Origin of the sequence: Salipiger abyssi, from assembly GCF_001975705.1 — a bacterium.
Taxonomy (GTDB): domain Bacteria; phylum Pseudomonadota; class Alphaproteobacteria; order Rhodobacterales; family Rhodobacteraceae; genus Salipiger; species Salipiger abyssi.
The window spans coordinates 246901-265278 of sequence record NZ_CP015093.1 but is presented as its reverse complement, the minus strand read 5'-3'; the positions used below and the strand labels follow the sequence as shown (position 1 = coordinate 265278).

Sequence of the window (18378 nt, the reverse complement as noted above, 5' to 3'; positions counted from 1 at the left end):
GCGCGTTCCCTTGGTCGTGTGTTGCGATCGCGCCCCCGGTTCGCGGCGGGGGCGCCATTGGGTGCTCAGAGCTTGTTCACCGGCACCTTGAGAAAGACGTCGCCCTGCTCGTCGGCGGGCGGCATCTGGCCCGCGCGCATGTTCACCTGCAACGACGGGATGATCAGTTTCGGCATCGCCAGCGTGGCGTCGCGGCTGTCGCGCATATGCACGAACTCGTCCTTGGATTTGCCGGCGCCGACATGGATGTTGGCGGCCTTCTGCTCGCCCACCGTGGTTTCCCAGGCATACTCCTCGCGGCCCGGCGCCTTGTAATCGTGGCCGACGAAGATCCGGGTCTCGTCGGGCAGGGCGAGGATCTTCTGGATCGAGTTGTAGAGCGTCTCCGACGAGCCGCCGGGGAAGTCGCAGCGCGCGGTGCCGAAATCGGGCATGAAGAGCGTATCGCCGACAAAGGCCGCATCGCCGATCACATAGGTCAGGCAGGCGGGCGTATGGCCCGGCGTGTGCAGCACGTCGCCGCGCAGCTGGCCGATGTGAAAGCTGTCGCCCTCCTGAAAGAGCTGGTCGAATTGCGAGCCGTCGCGCTGGAACTCGGTGCCTTCGTTGAAGACCTTGCCGAACGTGTCCTGCACGATCTTGATGCGGTCGCCGATGCCGATCTTGCCGCCCACGGCCTCCTGGATATAGGGCGCGGCGCTGAGGTGGTCGGCATGGACATGGCTTTCCAGCAGCCATTCGACCTTGTAACCCTTCTCGCGGACGAAGGCGATGACCGCATCGGCGGAGCGGGTGTCGGTCCGGCCCGAGGAGTAATCGAAATCCAGCACGGAATCGATGATCGCGCAGGACGACCCTTCGGGATCGCGCACGACATAGGAAATCGTGTTGGTGGCGTCGTCGAAGAAGGCGGTGACTTCGGGTGACATCATGGGGGTATCCTCCAGTTTGGGAAATCATATATTCAAAGGTGAATATGTAAGCAAGGATTCGTTGTACTTGACCTGTGTCATGGTGGAGGCATGCTGAAAGCGGCATCTTATCGGGCGGTGTAGTGTGTCAGGACAGACCGATGCCATATGAAAAATACAGAGCCATGTTGCTGAAGAGGTTGGAGGAGCTGGGCGCGCGTCTCGAGGAAATCGAGGATTCGCTGGAGGCGCCGCGGCCCAAGGACTGGGAGGAAAGCGCCGTCGAGCGCGAGGGTGACGAGGTTCTGGAAAGCCTCGGCGCCAGCGGACAGACCGAAATCGCCCGCATCAAGGCGGCCTTGAACCGCATGGACGAGGGCGAATACGGTTACTGCCTGAACTGCGGCGAGGCGATTTCCGAGGCACGGCTCGACGTGCTGCCCGAGGCGCCGCTGTGCGCCGCCTGCGCCGGGGGACAGAAGAGATAGGCTGGGATGGTCCCGGTCTGAGAGATAACAGAGAGAGGAGGAGTGAAGAGATGATCGAAGCCCTGAAAGCCCGGATCGCCGAGCTCGAGGCCGAAATCGGACATGCCACGGCCTCGGCCGATGCAACCGCCTACAAGGATCTGCTGGACGATCTGGAGCGCCATGTGGAAGAGCTCGAGGCGCGCGGCGGCAAGGTGCCGCAGAGCGCGCTGAAGCTGGTGCGCCCGGATGGCGACAACGAGGTCGAAGACCAGTTCGACAATATGCCGATCTGAGGCGAGGCTGCTTCAAACTTGCCATAATCGCGAGTTTCCCGTCTAATGCCGCGAAATCGCGCGGAAAAGCGCGAAGACCAGAGGCGCCGGTCCGGTGATCGGGCCGGTTTGCGGGGGCAGGCGGATGACAGAGTCGCGGGACGCGGTCGAATATTCCCATCGAGACGGGGTGGTCTGGCTCGGCCTGCCGCCCCCTCCGTCGAATGTGCTCACGCGCGAGCTGCGCGCGGCGCTGCTCACGGCTTTTGATCGCGCCCTTGCCGAGCCCGGCGCGCGGGCCGTTGTGATCCATGGCCGTGGCAAAAGCTTTCCCATTGTGACCGATGCAGAGGAGGTCGTCCGCCAGAACGCGGCGCCCTCGCTCGCGGATCTCTGTTCGCGGATCGAGACCGCCCCGCTGCCCGTGGTGATGGCGCTGCATGGCCATGTGCTGGGCGGCGGGCTGGAGCTTGCACTGGCCGGGCATTACCGGGTTGCGCTTGCCTCGGCGCGGGTCGGATTGCCCGTGGTGCGGCTGGGGCTGCTCCCGTCTGCCGGGGCCACGCAGCGGCTGCCCCGGATGATCGGCGCCAAGGGCGCGCTCGACATGATGCTGAGCGGTGCCCTCTATGCCATCGACGCGCCGCCGGCGCGCGGTCTGGTCGACGCGGTGGCGGAGAGCGATCTGCTCGGCGCCACCGGTGCTTTCGTGCGCAAGCTGTTGGCGGAGGACAAGGGGCCGCGCCAGAGCGCTGAACTGCGGCGCGGTTTTGCCGATGCCCCCGCCTATCAGCAGGAGGTGGCGCGGTGCCGCGAGCGCGTCGCGGCGCAGCCAGAGCTCGCCCCGCGCGAAATCGTCGCGGCGGTGGAGGCGGCGCTGTTGCTGCCGTTTGAGGCGGGGCTTGCCTTCGAGGCCGATGCGTTCGAGACCTGCGCCGGATCGGAGCAGTCGAAAGCGCTGCGCGCCGCGCAGGTGGCCGAGCGCCGGGCGCTGCGCTTTGGCTTGCCGGCGGGGACAGAGCTGCCGGAGCTGCGGCGCATCGCGGTGCTGGGCGGCGGGCCGCTTGCGGCGCAGCTCGTCTATGCGGCGTTGAATGCGGGACTGGCGGTGAACTGGGGCACGCGCGATCCGGCGCGGCTGCGCATCGGCGTTCCGCAGGTCAACGAGATGTTCCGCCAGAGCGTTGCGCACGGGGTGATCGACGAAGACACCGCACGCGACCGCATGGGCGGGCTGCGTGTGGGCGACAGCACCGACATGACCGGTGACAGCGACATGATCCTGCATGCGGCGCCCGGCCAGGGCGACGTGCCGGCGCCCGGGGATGTGGTGCGGGCGGTGGCCTGCACCGGGCGCGTCGAGGGGCTGGGGCTGCGTTTCGCTCAACCCGTCTATGCGATGCGGCTCGTCGAAGTGATCGCGGGTCCCTCCGCCACGCCGGCGCAGCTCGCGGCGGCGCTTTCATTGGCGCGGGCACTCGGCAAGGTGCCGGTGAAGGTGACTTCGGAAGGCGACAGCCTCGCGTCGCGGCTGATGGGGGCCTGCCAGCGCGCCGCCGATGCTCTGGTGGATGCCGGGCAGGATCCCTATGCGATCGACCGTGCGCTGCGCGACTGGGGCTGGCAGCGCCCGCCGTTCCAGTTCCGCGACCGGATCGGTCTCGACAAGCTGGCGCAGCGCAGCCGTGCCGAGGGCGCGCGCAACTGGTCGGCGCTGCTGCTCGCCCAGGGGCGGGGGGCCGCGCGCAGGGCAGGGGCGTGTATGACTGGCAGACCGAGCCGGGCCATCCCCGGCCGGATCCCGCGCTACGTCCGCTGCTGGAGGCCGAGCGCCCGTCTGCCGAGCCGATGACGCCGGATGCGATCCGCAAGCTCATGCTCGGCGCCATGGCCAATGAGGGCGCGCGCATGCTGGCTTCGGGCATGGCGGCGCGGCCCTCGGATATCGACCTGGCGGCGATCATGGCGCTGGATCTGCCGCGCTGGCGCGGCGGTCCGATGCATCTGGCCGGCGTGATCGGCCTGCTCTCCCTGCGCCGCGCGATGGAGGCGTTCGACCACCCCGACCGCGCCTTCTGGACGCCGGAGCCGGTCTTCGCGGAGCTGATCAAGAACGGTCGGAATTTCGACGACCTGAACGGCTGAGCCCGGCGGCGATGAGATATCGCCCTGTCCTGATCGGCTCAAAAGTAGATGGCTGACACACAGTTCGGGTAACGCGGTAGGTCTCTAGGATAACCCGGCTTAAAGCAGCGCTTTGCGCGGTAGGCCAATCAACCCGGCCTCAAGTAGCGCCCCGCGCGATAGGCCAACCAACCCGGCCTCAAGCAGCGCCCTGCGCGATAGGCCACTAAAACTGGTGCCCCCACACGGCACATTTTTTCACTCTTATCAGCCGCAAGGATTCGAGTCAAACGTAGTATTTTCAGTATCTTACGATATATATACTCTACCCAAGCGTGTCTATGGGTCTTAGTGTTGGCCCCTCGATTGGCCCCTCTGGAAAGCTCTGTTTGGCGGTGCTATGAGCCGATCATGGTGATGGAAAAACTGACTGACGCAGAGTGCCGGAACGCCGGTCCCGGAGAGCTACACGATGGCGGCGGGCTGTTCCTTGACGTGAAGAAGACAGGCTCCCGCTCGTGGAAGTTCCGTTGGACCGAAACGGTCGATGGCAAGGCCAAGCGTTCGAAGATGGGCCTCGGGGCCTACCCTGCGGTGAGCTTGAAGCGCTCGCGGGAGAAGGCACAGGAGTGCCGGAAGGCTGTGGCCGAAGGCAGGGACCCCCGGAAGCTCTGGGCCAAGCCTGCCCGGTCGAAGACCTTCAAGGGTATAACCTACGAGTTCTTCGAGCTTTACAAGGGTGGATTGAAAGGCGGCGGTGAAGCGGGGCGGTGGCTATCACCTCTCAAGACGCACGTTTTCCCAAAGATCGGACATCGCCCGGTCGCGGAGCTTTCCCTCGACGATCTGATTGAAGTGATCCGGCCCATCAACGGTCGGGATGTGGGGCGCAAGGCGTTGGACCGCTTGAACCTTGTGATGGATCACGCCAAGGGGCGTGAGCAAACGCACCTGAGCGACGTGAAGAAGCTCGTGAAGGCGCAGCTTCCCCGGATCAACCAGAAGAGCGTGGGACACCCTGCGCTCGACTGGCGGGACATGCCCGATCTCTGGATGGCGTTGGGCGACAGCGTGGCGCACATCGGCCTCAAGTTCTATCTGTTGAACGTCCCGCGCGTTTCAAACGTGACGCAGGCCAGATGGGCCGAGATCGACATGAAGGCGATGGTTTGGGACATCCCGCCAGAGACGACGAAGACAGGAGAACCTTTCGCAGCGCCGCTGACGCGGCAGTCGCTAGACCTTCTCCGCTTAGCCAAGCGCCGTTTCGCCGTAGAGGACAGCGACTACATCTTCCCGTCACCGACCGCCCGCAAGAAGGGCGTCATCAGCGAAAACACATGGGGGAAGTGGTTGAAGGACCATGACTGGAAAGCAGCCGATGGTCGTCATGCCGTCGCTCATGGCTTCCGGGCGACCTTTGCAACGTGGTGCGGCGACGAGCAAATCTGCGACAAGGACATGGCCATCCGGTGCATCCAGCACAAGGTCGAGAAAGCATCGGACGCGGCCTACCTGCGGTCCAAACTCCTGCCCCAGCGGCTCGCGGTCATGCAGCAGTGGGCCGATTTCCTAACCAGCAAAGAGAGCGCATCGGTGAACGCCCAGCGCCGTCAGGCGAAGCTGCGCGATTACCTTGAATCGAATCCAGAAAGGCCGGGGCTGGATGGGTCTCATCGGTCAGGAGCAGAGATCGAAGCGTGGTTCCACTCCGAAGGCTACGACGAGGAAGACCTGCCGACGCGGTTGGAGATGGAGTGACCTGCTCCCCTGAAAAGTCCGCGTTTTGAAGTTAGCCTGTTCTCCAAACGAGGAGACAGACAATGCGGAAAAGCCGTTTCAGCGAAGAGCAGATCATTGGCATTTTAAAGGAGCACCAGGCCGGGATAGGTGCCAAGGAGCTGTGCCGGAAGCATGGCATCAGTGACGGCACGTTCTACAAGTGGCGCTCGAAGTATGGCGGCATGGAGGTGTCGGAGGCCAAACGGCTGAAGGCGCTGGAGGCTGAGAATGCGAAGCTCAAGAAGATGCTCGCGGAGCAGATGCTGGATGTGGCCACGCTCAAGGAGATGCTGGGAAAAAACTTCTGAAGCCCGGTGCAAGGCGACGAGCCGTGGACTGGGCCATGACAGAGAAGAACTACAACCAGCGGCGGGCCTGTGCCCTGGCCGGGATCGACCCGCGTGTGTATCGACGTGGATCAATTAGACCTGTAGACGCCGAGCTGCGGGAGAGGCTGAAGGCGATTTCCAGCGAACGGCGTCGCTTCGGCTATCGAAGGCTGCACCTGCTTCTTGGTCGCGAAGGCTGGAAGGTGAACTGGAAGAAGCTTTACCGGATCTACCGGGAAGAGGGCCTGACAGTGCGCAAGCGCGGCGGTCGCAAGCGCGCGATCGGAACGAGGGCCCCGATGGCGATCCCACAAGGGCCGAACCAGCGATGGTCCCTGGACTTCGTCTCGGACAGCCTCTCAGACGGGCGCCGGTTCCGGGTGCTGTGCGTCATCGACGACTTCAGCCGGGAATGCCTGGCGACGGTCGTGGACACTTCGCTGTCGGGGCAACGTGTCGGCCGTGAGCTCGACAGCATCGCCCGGGTGCGCGGCTATCCATGTATGGTGGTCAGTGACAACGGAACGGAGCTGACATCGAATGCCATCCTGAAATGGCAGGAGGACCGCAAGGTCGAGTGGCATTACATCGCGCCAGGAAAGCCCATGCAGAACGGCTTCGTCGAGAGCTTTAATGGCCGCCTGCGCGACGAGTGCCTGAACGAGCACCTGTTCGCCAACCTGCGCCACGCCCGGGAGCTTATCTCGGCCTGGCGCGAAGACTACAACCACCATCGCCCCCACACGAGCCTCGACGGGCTCACACCGTGGGAGTATCACCAACGGTCAGTAGAGGACCAAACCCTGAACAGAGCGAACTAAAAAACGCGGACTCTATGGGGAGCAGGTCAAGAGCTTTGACCCCGGCAGCTTCGTAGTCCGTGATGTCCAGATGATCGTAAGCGCCAGCTCCATTGACCAAGGTTTCATTGATTTGGGCCAATAGGTCGGCGTCAGTGATGCAGAGGAGTTCGTTGCCATCCGGCTTCCAGTCCCCGTTGAACTCGATTGGCTCGTCCTTGTCGGCGAAAAACCTCTGCTCCTGCGCGTCAAAAATTTCCTCGACATCGCCCTGTACTCCCGCTTCTAGGGGCACCCGGCGCACAACACTCCCGCCGTCCTCACGACACAACGCAAACAGTGTTCTCGGCATCTATTTCTCCGTTTCCAAAATAACGTAGTCACCCAGCTCGATCCCGAAAATGTCTTGGTCGCCTTTTCGGATCGTCCGTTTCGTGATCAGGATGTTTGTCACGTTTTGCGGCGTTCCGACGCGGTAGAAGTGCCACCCGAACGCGCCGAGCAAGGGGTTGAAAAAGTAGCTGTGGCTCGTCACGGCAATGAAGGCAAAGATCGCAATTGTCGGTACCCACATGACCCAGTTCAGTTTGTCGAAGTCTGCGGTGAAGAGCGGCAGGAGGTACAGGAGCATGATCGCCATGTTTTCGCGGTCAGCCGGCTCGACGGTCGTGATCTTGTGGCGCTCCGCCGCTGGTGCCCGCCGGCTGCGCGTGGTGCGCAAGACCCATAAGCAGATGACCACCAAGACCACCGACCCAGCCAGAAGCCAGAACATCGCTTTCAGTGCATCGTTGAAGAAAGCGACGAACGCATAGGTGAAACCCACGGGAGCGATGGCCGTGGCGGTCAGGGCCAGACGGGCGAGGCTGTTAAGCATCGACCTGCACCCGTCGCTTGCGGGTCAGGAGTTGCTGCATAAGGGCTTTCTTCTCGGTACGAAGTTTTTCGGTTTGGTTTCTTAACGCGTCAATTTCACGTTGCGCGTCATCGATTACACCCGCTATGAGTCGCTGCTCTTCAAGTTCCGGAAGAAATAACTTGGTGGACCGAATTATTGCCGCATTTAAGTTTGGCTGCCCCCCTTGGGTAAGGCGCTTGGTCTTATCCATGGCGAATTCGATTGAACGATGCAGATAGGCACCATCTGTTCCGGCACTGGGTTCAACTGCAAGGATTGCTTGATTTATCGCTGCGGGGATGCCTGAAATTGATACGACACCAGCAGTGGCACCATACATTGCCACGAGAATGTTTCCGGGACTAACCATCCTTGCGGCGGAGGCAGCAAGCGCGGCCTCCGTTATGGTCTCTTCTGTGGACAAAACGCGGGCCGCGTTGACTTCGCCCGATTTAATCCAAGGTATCGCTCCACCAAAAAATTCTGGTCTCTTCCGCGAAGGAGTTCCACCAGACCAAGTGCGCGCAATGTCCCCCAACCGCACCTCGCGCCACTCTTGCCCCTCGAACTCGGGGAAGCGGCGTTTGCCGGTGAGGAGGGTTTGCATGAGAGCGCGTTTCTGGGTGCGGGCGATGGCTAGCAGCGCCTCCGTCGTCTCGATGGCCTCGTCCCAGGTTGAGAGGATTTCCGCGATCTTCTTTTGCTCAGGGAGGGGGGGGATCGCAACCGGCACCTTAAGAGCGTCTTTTGGATAGAGCCGCAGGCGGTCGTTCGTCAGCCCGTAGGAATACGCCCAAAAGCTGTGGATCATTCGAGGCGTCTTGAAAAGGTATGAGGCGAAGTGAGGTGCGAGGTTTGGTTTAGGCGCGAGCACGACATAGGCCGGGCTAACGATCGCCTCTTGCTCGGCCAGACCAGATGCGCCCTGCCACATCCTCATCATGTTGTAGGCAATATCTCCGGGCAGTACTCGGAGGTGCTCCCCAGCCTCCAAGTTCGTATCCGTCTTGCGCTCCAAGCTATCGCGCGGCACCAGCCCACGATCTAGCGTGACGGATAGGGTCGGAAGCCCGTCTTCTCCTTTGGTTCTGCGACTGAACATGAAGTCGCCGAGCCGTTGGTTTTCCCATGTCATGCCAAACCCAGCTCCCGCAGATACCCTTCCATTCGGGCTTCCAGCTCGGCAAGATCGTCCTTGAGCCGTGCCCGCTCGCTGCGCACAGCCTTCAGGTCAATCTCGGCCTCCTCCTCGAAGGTATCGACGTAGCGAGGGATGTTCAGGTTGAAATCGTTCTCTGCGATCTCTGCCTTCGTGGCGCGGTAGGCGTATTTGTCCACCGTCTCGCGGGCTTGATGCGTGTCCACGATCTTGGCCAGGTTCGCTTCGCTCAGCACGTTCTGGTTGGTGCCTGCCACGAACTCGCGGCTGGCGTCGATGAACAACACGCTGTCATCCGCCTTGCGCTTGCGGAAGACAAGGATCGCCGCCGGGATACCAGTGCCGAAGAACAGCTTCTCCGGCAGGCCGATCACTGCGGCGAGCAGGTTTTCCTCGACCAGCTTCTGACGTATTTTACCCTCGGTCGATCCCCGGAACAGAACGCCGTGCGGCACCACCACGGCCATGCGCCCGCTGCCCGGTTTCAGGGTCTCGATCATGTGAAGGATGAAGGCGTAGTCGCCCTTGGTCTTGGGAGGGATGCCCCTGCGGAAGCGGGCGAACTTGTCGGTATCTGCCGCTTCGGTCCCCCACTTGTCGAGGCTGAACGGCGGGTTGGCGACGACCACGTCGAAGTGGCGCAGCATGTCGTCCGAGGTGCGCAGCTTGGGGTTTCGGATCGTATCGCCCCATTCGACCTGATGGTTCTCTTCGCCATGCAGGAAGAGGTTCATCTTGGCGAGCGCCCAAGTCGAACCGATGGCCTCTTGCCCGAAAAGTGCGTAGCGCTTCGTGCCGGTGCGTTCCCGGATCAGCCGCCCGCATTTCATCAACAGCGAGGCCGAGCCGCAGGTCGGGTCGCAGATGTCGTCGCCTTCCTGCGGATCGACCAGCCGTGCCATCAGCTCGGAGACTTCGGCGGGGGTGTAGAATTCACCCGCCTTCTTGCCCGCCGTCGCCGCGAAACGCGAGATCAGGTATTCGTAGGCCCCGCCGATGATGTCGAGCGCGCCGACGCGAGACGGGCGCAGGTCGAGAGCGGGCTTGACGAAGTCTTCCAAGAGGTGGCGCAAGATGTCGTTCTTCTGCTCCTCGTCGCCCAGCTTGTTCGAGTTGAAGCTGATGTCCTGGAAGACGTCCTTGAGCTTGGTGCCGTTGGCCTCTTCGATGGCGTGCAGGGCCTTGTCGATCCGCTCGCCATTGCCAGCCTCGAAGCGACGCTTGTGCAGCGCATCAAACCCGGCACCCTCGGGGAGCGCGAACGCCTCTTGCTGCATCATCGCAGCGACGAGTTCGGGGGCGTCGGGGTATTCCGCCTCGTAGCGGGCTTTGTGGTCCTTCCACACATCGGAGATGTATTTCAGGAACAGCATGGTCAGGACGTAGTCCTTGTAGATCGAGGGATCGACCACGCCCCGGAAGGTGTCACACGCGCCCCATGCTGCCTTGTTGATTTCCTGCTGCGTAATGGGATTCATTGGGAAAACTCGCCTTTTGCGTGCCATCTATACACGGCAGGACAGTGGCGGCAATACAAGCGAACGGGCCGAGCTTTCGCACGACCCGTCGGATTTTTCTGCTGTTTTCAAGGCTACGGATTGATCGCTGCCGACTGCGCCAGCCGTCCCTGTGTAGGACTACTGCCCCCCGTACCCCGCGACCTCATAGGCCTCGTCCCTGGGCATCCAGCGCACATTGCCCGGCTCGTACCCGCGATCCCGGTCGACGCGGAACAGAGCGTACCGCTCACCGGGGGCTTCGCCGACGTCTGCGAGGAACACATGGAAGTCGCGCCAAGGCTCGTAAAGGGTGACGCCGGGGATGTGGTCCTTCGCAGCTTTCGGATTGATCACGGTATGGACGATATGAGACCACGCCTTGTACTCTTTGGTTTTGACGAGGCTTTGCCCAGGCTTTGCCGGAGTCCGTACATCAATGCGACCGACTTGGATGCGTTTCTTGGCGGCGGCGACCGAGATATTGCGGGTTTTCGCAACATACGCCGCAGCCTCCGTCAAACCAGGGAAAGGTTTGCCATCCACAACTTGCGGGACCTTGTTCCTGCCGCCAGACACACCGCCAGCGTGAAGGTTAAATCCGTTGGGTGCCAAAGTACCGAGCTTCCTGATCCAACGACGCTCCTTGTCCTCCAGGTCTTTCTTTGCTGCGCCACGGTCCAGCTCCACCATCGAAAAGGCGTCAGGACCGTGTTCACGAATTGCTGCATGCAGCGAGTCCAAGCCAGTGATCGATCCACGAGTGGCCTGATAGCAATGGAACTCCCAGCGACGTTCCAGGGTCTGAACGGTCAGCCCAACATAGGCTTTGCCCGACGCCCCATGACGGACCGCGTAGATGATGCCATCGGCAATTCCCCGATTGGGAACTCTGCAAAACGCCTCCTCAGGGGACATCCCTCCTTTGATCCATCGGTAGATGGTCTTCTCCGACGCCAAGGGCTGCAAATCCCTGCAAGCCTCCTTTAGGTTCGGGTAGCGCCGCCCTTCCGCCACGATCTCAGACACACGCCGTCGTCCACGCAGGCATTCAGGAAACAAAACATCCGCCGGGGTCATTTCTGCCTGCCGCCGCTTCAATGCGCGCCAGTACTTTTTATTATCACCGCCGAACAGAGCCTTAAAGCTCCCCGGACCCGAATTTGCAAGAGCTGCACCGCGATTAATGTGCGCACTTATTTTTTTCACACATAGCCCTCCTTTTTGGATTTAACTCCCAAAAATGGTGAGAAGCGACGATCGAGAGTCAACGAATTTATATCTTACCGACAGCATCTTACGATTTTCGCGCGCAACCAAGTGTAGCACTGACGCACCATTGGAACGGCAGAAAATTTTTCAGATGCAATGGAAATGTAGCCAGGAAGATTGAAGGGTAATATTTTCCAAATTCATTTCAAAACAGATTTTCCACAATTTGCAGCGTGCCGCCACGATAATTGCCAAGGCAACGGCAACGCTCATGTAATTCCGACTTCGTTCCAGCTACTGCAGCCTGTTTCCAGACGGCGCCCTATACCCACCCTGGGTCCCAGATTGGGCGCAGCCTGGAAACGTGTCGCTTAGGTGGTCGGGCGTGGTTTTCCTTCAATTCGGGCCAGAACGTGGCCCATTGATTCGCGCAGTCTGACGCGCTGTCCAGTGCATCGGTCCAGCAATCAGGGTGCAGGGTCGCGGTGCTGCCCTGGCGACCCGTCACCACAACCCCGCATCGGCCTCGCCTGCATACTGCCCTGCGCACCATCTCGACCATGATGACAGAGACGGCGTCGCGCGCGGCAATGGCGAGGGTATAAAGCGTGTGTCTGATCGGTCGTCGAGGCTTTATGGTCCTGACGTGAGAAGCCCGCCCAGATGGCTGTCTGAGCGGGCTTGTGAGTCCGTCTGGCGGCAGGGCGTGGCCGGTGGATGGTCCGGCTGAGGTCTACATGCCCCAGCGCGTCAGCGCCTCCTCTGCTTTGACCGGATCGTCCTTGATCCTATGGACCGTCTGCCGGGAGATACCTGCCTCGCGGGCAATCTCGCTGATCGTCACACCGTCCTGTGACAGCATGTTCTGGACCTGCGCGAAGGTTGCACGGTCGAAGCTGGGGGGCTTTCCACGGTACTTGCGCTTCGCGTCCGGTGACGCCTTGACGTGGTCGATACCAGCCTGCCGTGCCTCGGCCTTCGCCTTGGCATCGGCCTCTGCTATTGCCGACATGAAGGCGAGGATGGCATCGCGTGCAGCGCGCAAGGTGGGGTCTTCCAACTTGTAGTCGGCCTCGAAGGTCATGTTGTTGATGACGGTCTTCACGGTCACGCCCATGGCGTTGAAGTGTTCGATGACCTGCTTCACGTCACTGTAGGTCCGGCCCAGGCGATCCACCCAGCGCACGAGGAGCGTATCACCGGGCTGGAGGAGGTCATATAGACGCCTGCCCTGATCGCGCTCTTTGAGGACCGTCTTCACGCCGGATACGCCGTGATCAGTAATGACGTGGTTATCCTTGATCTCGTACCCGGCAGCGCGGGCCTGCGTGAGTTGGTGGTCGCTGGTCTGTCCGGCGGTCGAGACACGGACATACAGGACTGTCTTGGCGGTCGGGGTCATCTGGCACTCCATCTGTCCGTTTAACTTGCGTCCGTTTGTAGAGGTGTCCGTTAATGATTCGCAAGCTATTCGGACATGTTTTTGCGAGCGTTGCGGAGCGACCACAGAGGTATAGCCTATTGGACACAGAGCAGGATCCGAAACGGTCTAGCCGAAGGGTATCGGAAGCGATCCGGTGTGAACGGCAATGAGAGGCCCCAACGGAGGCAAACGAGGGGGATGACGTTTGGATTGCCGCTCCCTAGTGCGGCATGATCAGAAAGACGAAGATCGCGAGAAGGGCAAAAGAGAGGAACGCTTGCATCGCGCGATGATTACAACGGAGCGCTCCCACAGCAAGAGCCTGCGCAATAGGGCGCGAGCCGGGTGCCGCGATCAGAAATGGCGGTGGCGCTCGCCAGAGGATGGGTTCTCGCCGCTGGCAGACACAAAATGCTTTCCTGTCAAAACAAGCGAGCGTCAAGACAGCGTTGCGGCGAAATGGTCGCGAGTCAGTTCGGATTTGAGGCCGGAGGGGTCTCCAGAGCCGCGAGTTCGCCAATTGGGTCGGTTAGAGACATCTGACCAAAGGCCTCCGCTGCCAACTCCGGCCAGGCCACTGCGATCTCGGCGAGGATCATGTTGCGGGCCACCTGACATGCGAATGGGCGAACCTTGCCATAGAAGCTGTGTAGGTTACTCAGCTTGTGCCGCGCGTGATTCACGGCAAGCCGATCCAGATGCTCCCGCCCGGTCGGTGGCGGAGCGGCGGAATGGCGGCCTTGCCACCTGCGGCGTGCAGCGGCGTGCAGTTCTGCGAGCGTCAGAGATGTGTCGATTTCGATCTCGGCGCGAAGGTATGCTAGCTCACCCGGCGAAAGGGCACGGGGCGCTCTTGTGAAGGTTTCGGTCCGCTCTGCCCGCAGCACTGCGGGAAGGGCGTACAGACGCGCTGGGCCGGACTGCGGGAAGAATTCCGCTATCAGCGTGGAAGACCATCCGCGTACTCGGAGCTGACTATGGGTAACAAGCTGGACGCGGTGTGCGGACATGATTCACAGTGGCCGATGTATTGCGGCGCTATCGAGGTTGCCACTGGTCAAGGGAGCGTCCGACATCTGAATGGGTTGGGATCTGAGCTTAGGTAGCGCCGCGCGATGCAGCGGATAATGTATTGACCCCATATCGCAACTTTTTGACATTTTCCTCCGACACGGATCGACAGCCGCCTCGGGAGCATATACGCCGCATGCTCCCACTATATGAGCGCAGAAAAAGTTGTTACAAATCAGACCCATACGGAAGACCTCCCCGCATCCCCCCATGAAACGCTGCTCCTCGTGCAAGGACGGGCATGCATTTATTTTACCTGTCAGCGAAGGCCGATGCGCTGCGCGGGAATTTTTGACTCTGCTGCTCAACTAGTCGCCTCGTTTAATAGGGTGATGCGGGGAGAATGCAACTAAGGCATTGAAATCATAAAGATAAAATTCGCCCCCATATCGAGGCGGGATGTGAGGTAAATTTACCCCATGCGGTGCGCGCCTCCGCCATGAATGATGCGAAGAGGAGGCGACTGACGCCGCCCCCACCCAATAGCCTAGGCCACCCCAACGCCTCACTCCCTTCGGAGCAACCAGTAATCCTTTCCCCTCTCATCTTTTTTCGCCTCGAACCGCAGCGGGACCACGGCCTCCGCCTCCGCACAAAAACCCTCTTGCGGTTGGTCTGCCAGCGCGCGCCACTCAACACCGATCTTGTTGGCGGTCTTGTATTCTTCCGCCTGCAAGTTGTAACCCCAGCCCGCTACGATGATCTTCTCAGCCGAAGCCTCTGCATGGAGAGCCTTGGGTAGCTTCGCATTGAAATCGGGGTCGCGGTTCAAGAGATGCATGAGAGATACTACGATGCGCTCCTCATCCTTGTAACATCGCGGCTTCGCCCACCCACCCAGCCGGATGACCGAGCCGTCTGGAAGACTTGCAAGCAAATCCAGAAGGTCGCGCACCCCTTCCTGCAGCCCGGATTTCACCGCCTCCCTGAGCAGATCGTTGTTCGCGAGAAAGCCCCGCAGTCCAGCTTCGCGCAGAATACCTCCCATCACCTCCGACCAGCGGTCATAGGAGGCCAGTTCGGTATCACACGGCTTCTTGCCCTTGGCGATCCAGTTCTGAATCAGGGTAAGGCAGGCCCAAACGAACTGACCTCGACGGGCTTTGACCCAGCCACGAATATCTTTGTGCCGCCAGCCGGTGCGCTTGTCCGGCTCCGAGGTCTTCGCATCCAACGGGATCAAGATGCACCGGCGCGCCAGTTCCCCGGACATCTTCACCTTGTTGCCGGTAAGCAGCCACATACAGCGCACCTCGGTTTCTACCATTGCAGACTCACCCAAAATGCGCGCCGAGTAGGTCGGTGCCGTCATCGCCGAAGCCAACTCTCCAGTGTCCAGCTCATGGCTGATGTTATCGAAATAGACGATGGGATTCCCCGCCATCAGGGTTGCTGTAATCGTCTTACCTACCTCCTCCCTGTTCGCCGGGAACGTTTGCGCCGGGGAGGGAGTGCCGGTTGCCACAATCGACAGGGTGTCGGTCAAGAGAGATGCGCCCGTTCCGGGGGCGGGTTTGTTCAACAGATGCCCCGGCGTCGGACCGTCGATCATATTGCGACAGAACGGTAGCAAGGTCGCGGCAATCAGGTGGCTAAGACCTGCGGCCTCGACCTCGGTCATCGCCTCCTCGCCCCGCGCCTCCGCGACCAAGTCATTGCGGCTGACGCCGCTCACGGGAAAGTCCCCGTAGGCTTCCTCCACGAGCAGGCGCTTAGCTTCCAGTACATCCTCTTCGGTGGGCTTCTCTGCCACCGAAGGCATCTCGAAACCAGACGGGAGCCGCAGCATGGTCGCAGAGGCGAAGTGGTAGCCGTCCCTGTCGATGAGCGTTCCGTCAGCCGCAAAGAACGGGGTGCTGGTTACAGAAGTTAGTGGGGGGAGGAAGCTGAGGTCGTCAAAAAGCACCTTGTCGGCAACGTCTGCGGGGGTAAGGACATGCCTCAAACTGGAGTCTTCGCCCGCGGTTCTCTTCCCGAACCTCGCCATATCATCCATTTTCGCCCGCATCGCACGCTGCGTCGTGATCGCGTGAATCTTCTGCCTGCCGGATGCGTCCGGCCTTACGAAGGCGGGCGCGTCGATGAAGTGAAAGAACTGAGCTTCGCTCGTGTTGGCGGCGATGATCCCCGCCTTGGCGTGCTGGACGAGTACAGGGAGGTCGTTGTTCACATCCATAAGGTCGCCCACTCTCATCAGCGCGTCCGGGTCTAGGTCCTTTTCGGCCTGCTTCTCTTTGTGCACTTTGACGATTTCGCGCCACCACTTGTTGAGCGTTTTCTTGCCCAGAGGGGTGCGCTTGGCGATGTCCGTGATGACGTTCTCCTTGTCCATCTCGCCCACCTTGCGGCGGATCAGGCGCTTGAAGAGCTTCTGCACATCCTCGTCGGAGGACTCAGCTGTGATCTTCTGGGCCAGCTCAAGCGGGGTCTTCGGCTCCGGAGGGGTCTCCGGGTCTTCGGACGGCTTGTAGTCCTCGGGGTCGTCCTCGACCACTTCCTCTTCGGCGGGGAGCAGGTAGTCATCCGAGAAGAGAACCTCCTCGGGGAACCATCCCTCCTTGATCGCCTCTCCGAGGAACTCCAGCTTGTGCCGGTCCTGACAGGCGTCGTGGTGGCAGAACCACGTCCAGTAGCCGGACTGGCTGTCGAGGGCGTTGGTCGCCATCGTGGCCGTGCCACCCTCCTTGGTGTGGAGGTGCTCGAAGGGGCACTCGGTATGGACCGATCCCGATGCCTCGCCGCCGCTAACGCGGATGCGTTCGGGACATCCGGTTTGCAGCATGTCCGCGATCTGGAACCTGGACTTGCCATACTTACTGTGCCAGTCGTTCAGCGAGCGGCCAGACGGCAGGAAGATGTTCGGGACCTGCCCACCTTGCGAGAAGTCGTCCGCCTCGACGAACGGGTTAAGATCGCGGTTCCGGGTGTAGAGCGACTTCCGCATCGACCTGATCTCGTCGAACACGAGCGGCTTGCCCTGAACGATCTCGCAGACCCAATCCTTCGACTTCTGGTCGTGGCGCGCCGTGTAGAAGAGGCGCGAGGGGTCCGTACAGCTCGTATCGAAGTGGATGCCAAGCTCTTTCTGCGCGAGGCCCGTGATCTTGTCTTCCCAGATCGCGAGGGCATCATCGTGGCGCTCGGACAGCTCGATGATCTTCACCGGCTCGGCCAGCGGGAAGATGAGGCGCAGCTTGTCGATGGGCGGCGTGTCGAGGACGATCTTCACACCATCCTCTTCCTGCACCTTCTGCTTCGCGATGGTCACACGCTTGATGAAGCCTTCCTCGAAGCGGTTCTTGCCGTGGTGGCGCAGGTAGTCGTGAACCTGCTCCAGCGTCGGATCGCCGTCGATCTCCAGCTTCTTGAGAACGTCATCGCGCTTGAGGGTCACGCCGCTCTTCCCGTGGTTCCACGAGGTGTAGAGGAAGCAGGCCACGCCCATCTTGAGAATCTTGGCGCGCACCGTCTCCAGCGTGGCACCGGAGTCGATGTCGAGGCCGATGGCGTACATCGTGTCCATCGCCTTGGCCTTGCGCTGCCCGCCAATGGACGACCCCATGACGAAGCTCAGTCCGTCCTTGGTCTTTCCCACCGGGTGGCGCGACAGGCCGTAGGCCGGGCTGTTCGAGGTCGCCTCGAAGCCGATGATGTGCTGGATGAACTTCATCTTCACGGGCTTCCACTGGCCCGCCTGCGTGCTCTTGTGCGGCTTGTCCGGGTAGACCTTGCCGGTCAGGAAGGTGGCTTCCTGTTCAAGCATGGCCTCGAACTCCGGGCATTCCGTCCCGATGAGCGTGGCGTCGTTCAGAAATTCATGGTCGCCAACCTCCTCACCTTCACCCGGATTCTCCACCTCGGGATCCTCGGCGTCGTCTTCGATGATGACGATCTGATTACCATCAATCCGGTGCAGCCGTTCTTCTTCGCCAAGTTCAGCCGTCCAGCGCCCGACAGGAAACGGCAACGCGTCGATGAATACACCTTCGGGCAAATCGTCTAGTTTGACGGGGTCCGCGAGGTAGTAGACACAAATCACGGTCTTGTCCGGCCCGGTCATTCGCATGGAAATGTGTTCGACAGGTTGGTCCTGATGAGCCTTCAGGGCAACGGTCAGCACCTCCCCCTCTTCGTCGTCGAGACAGAGGTACGGATCATCGAACCTCGCGATGGCGCTTTCCACACCGACACGCGCCACTTCGCCCCCTACATCAGGGCTGGAGCGGTCAAAGACGTACACGGTTTTGGCGTTCGGGCACACCTCATCGAGGAACTCTGCGATCTTCGTAATCGGAGCACTGGACATAGCGTGCTTACGTCCTTCCAGCCCGCTGGAAGGATTGTCTTTCATGGACATTTCGGGTATCACCACTTGATATTACGACAGTATGAGCAGCCGCCCTGATCCACGCGCCAACGTCGATCGTTAAC

At 61.0% G+C, this 18378-nt stretch carries 15 protein-coding genes; 6 read left to right on the top strand and 9 right to left on the bottom strand.

Features of this window, described 5'->3' with window-relative positions; all coding sequences use genetic code 11:
- Positions 1 to 65: 65 nt before the first annotated feature.
- Entirely contained in the window at positions 66 to 929 is an 864-nt protein-coding gene (locus Ga0080574_RS04875) for an MBL fold metallo-hydrolase (RefSeq protein ID WP_076705693.1), read from the bottom strand.
- A gap of 167 nt (positions 930 to 1096) precedes the next feature.
- On the opposite strand from Ga0080574_RS04875, the gene Ga0080574_RS04870 reads away from it, so the two are divergent.
- The 6 genes from Ga0080574_RS04870 to Ga0080574_RS04840 all read left to right on the top strand — a co-directional run bounded on the left by Ga0080574_RS04870 (position 1097) and on the right by Ga0080574_RS04840 (position 6709).
- A complete protein-coding gene (locus Ga0080574_RS04870) occupies positions 1097 to 1399 on the top strand; it encodes a TraR/DksA family transcriptional regulator (RefSeq protein WP_237219323.1) in 303 nt (100 codons plus the stop codon).
- Positions 1400 to 1449: 50 nt separating this feature from the next.
- Positions 1450 to 1674 carry a hypothetical protein gene (locus Ga0080574_RS04865; RefSeq protein ID WP_076695657.1) on the top strand — a complete coding sequence of 75 codons (225 nt, stop codon included), beginning with the start codon at positions 1450 to 1452 and terminating at the stop codon, positions 1672 to 1674.
- A gap of 124 nt (positions 1675 to 1798) precedes the next feature.
- The gene (locus Ga0080574_RS04860) at positions 1799 to 3505 is read left to right on the top strand and encodes an enoyl-CoA hydratase-related protein (RefSeq protein ID WP_076695655.1); all 1707 of its coding nucleotides are present in this window, start codon (positions 1799 to 1801) and stop codon (positions 3503 to 3505) included.
- Positions 3502 to 3798, top strand: a complete 297-nt coding sequence (locus tag Ga0080574_RS26430; protein ID WP_076695653.1) for a 3-hydroxyacyl-CoA dehydrogenase family protein — start codon at positions 3502 to 3504, stop codon at positions 3796 to 3798. Before Ga0080574_RS04860 ends, Ga0080574_RS26430 begins: the two co-directional genes overlap by 4 nt.
- A gap of 390 nt (positions 3799 to 4188) precedes the next feature.
- The gene (locus Ga0080574_RS04850; RefSeq protein WP_076695651.1) at positions 4189 to 5538 is read left to right on the top strand and encodes a tyrosine-type recombinase/integrase; all 1350 of its coding nucleotides are present in this window, start codon (positions 4189 to 4191) and stop codon (positions 5536 to 5538) included.
- A gap of 62 nt (positions 5539 to 5600) precedes the next feature.
- Positions 5601 to 6709, top strand: a protein-coding gene (locus Ga0080574_RS04840) for an IS3 family transposase (protein ID WP_156876303.1) whose coding sequence is annotated in 2 segments (ribosomal slippage) — positions 5601 to 5850 and positions 5850 to 6709 — 1110 coding nt in all. Because the reading frame shifts where the segments join, the coding sequence is not laid out codon by codon here.
- Here the strand turns inward: Ga0080574_RS04840 and Ga0080574_RS04835 are convergent.
- The 8 genes from Ga0080574_RS04835 to Ga0080574_RS04805 all read right to left on the bottom strand — a co-directional run bounded on the left by Ga0080574_RS04835 (position 6648) and on the right by Ga0080574_RS04805 (position 18304).
- Entirely contained in the window at positions 6648 to 7040 is a 393-nt protein-coding gene (locus Ga0080574_RS04835; RefSeq protein ID WP_076695648.1) for a hypothetical protein, read from the bottom strand. The genes Ga0080574_RS04840 and Ga0080574_RS04835 overlap by 62 nt on opposite strands.
- Positions 7041 to 7565 (bottom strand): KwaA family protein, encoded by a 525-nt coding sequence (locus Ga0080574_RS04830; protein WP_076695646.1) that lies wholly within the window; start codon positions 7563 to 7565, stop codon positions 7041 to 7043.
- Positions 7558 to 8721, bottom strand: a complete 1164-nt coding sequence (locus Ga0080574_RS04825; protein ID WP_076695644.1) for a restriction endonuclease subunit S — start codon at positions 8719 to 8721, stop codon at positions 7558 to 7560. Before Ga0080574_RS04825 ends, Ga0080574_RS04830 begins: the two co-directional genes overlap by 8 nt.
- Positions 8718 to 10250 (bottom strand): type I restriction-modification system subunit M, encoded by a 1533-nt coding sequence (locus tag Ga0080574_RS04820; protein ID WP_237219322.1) that lies wholly within the window; start codon positions 10248 to 10250, stop codon positions 8718 to 8720. Before Ga0080574_RS04820 ends, Ga0080574_RS04825 begins: the two co-directional genes overlap by 4 nt.
- Positions 10251 to 10382: 132 nt before the next feature.
- Complete coding sequence (locus Ga0080574_RS04815; RefSeq protein WP_156876302.1) at positions 10383 to 11450, bottom strand: GIY-YIG nuclease family protein; 1068 nt, start codon at positions 11448 to 11450, stop codon at positions 10383 to 10385.
- Between the two features lie 736 nt (positions 11451 to 12186).
- Entirely contained in the window at positions 12187 to 12855 is a 669-nt protein-coding gene (locus tag Ga0080574_RS04810) for a recombinase family protein (protein ID WP_156876301.1), read from the bottom strand.
- 491 nt (positions 12856 to 13346) lie between these two features.
- Entirely contained in the window at positions 13347 to 13475 is a 129-nt protein-coding gene (locus tag Ga0080574_RS26715) for a hypothetical protein (RefSeq protein WP_257787898.1), read from the bottom strand.
- A 977-nt stretch (positions 13476 to 14452) separates the two neighbouring features.
- On the bottom strand, positions 14453 to 18304 hold the full coding sequence (locus tag Ga0080574_RS04805) for a hypothetical protein (RefSeq protein ID WP_156876300.1): 3852 nt from the start codon (positions 18302 to 18304) through the stop codon (positions 14453 to 14455).
- Between the last annotated feature and the right edge of the window lie 74 nt (positions 18305 to 18378).